Source organism: Bradyrhizobium sp. IC4060 (assembly GCF_020193715.1).
GTDB classification, from domain to species: Bacteria; Pseudomonadota; Alphaproteobacteria; order Rhizobiales; family Xanthobacteraceae; genus Bradyrhizobium; species Bradyrhizobium yuanmingense.
Genome location: NZ_JADYVJ010000112.1, coordinates 1 through 405 on the forward strand (window position 1 = coordinate 1; position 405 = coordinate 405).

A 405-nucleotide genomic window follows, 5' to 3' on the forward strand; every position below is an offset into this window, starting at 1 on the left:
GCCCATAGCATTAACAGAGATCTCTTATTCAAAAGAAGAAAAAGAAGAGACCTAAAGCGAGCACGATATCAGCGATAAGCGGACAAAAAATCCCCTGCCAGTGAACGGCACGCGGGCGAAAGCCCACGCCGTGAATAACGCCGCTGCAAACCGCCCACATCAGCAAGAAACCATGCCAGATTTCCAGCTCGCTGGTCTTCGCCGCAAAGCGCGACGGATCCCAGAAAATGCAGCCAGCCAGCAGCAGCGCCATCAATAAGGAAAGCGCCCGGAGCGGGCGCTTGTCCATTATCGCGTACAGAGTAGCGATAAATTTCATCAGATTTCTTCTTTCTTCCCGGCTTTGGTGGCTTCCACGTGCTCAAGCGCCAGCGCGGTAATGACCCCAAAAGCACAGGCAAGAAG

1 protein-coding gene is annotated in these 405 nt (G+C 53.3%); it reads right to left on the reverse strand.

Annotation, left to right across the window (positions count from 1 at the left end; translation table 11 throughout):
- Window positions 1-28: 28 nt before the first annotated feature.
- Window positions 29-319 carry a cyd operon protein YbgE gene (gene ybgE / locus I6F16_RS37730; protein ID WP_002895053.1) on the reverse strand — a complete coding sequence of 97 codons (291 nt, stop codon included), beginning with the start codon at window positions 317-319 and terminating at the stop codon, window positions 29-31.
- Window positions 320-405 lie beyond the last annotated feature (86 nt).

Excerpts from the sequence above, each read along its gene's own strand:
- ybgE (WP_002895053.1), bottom strand. The coding sequence starts at position 319 with ATGAAATTTATCGCTACTCTGTACGCGATAATGGACAAGCGCCCGCTC.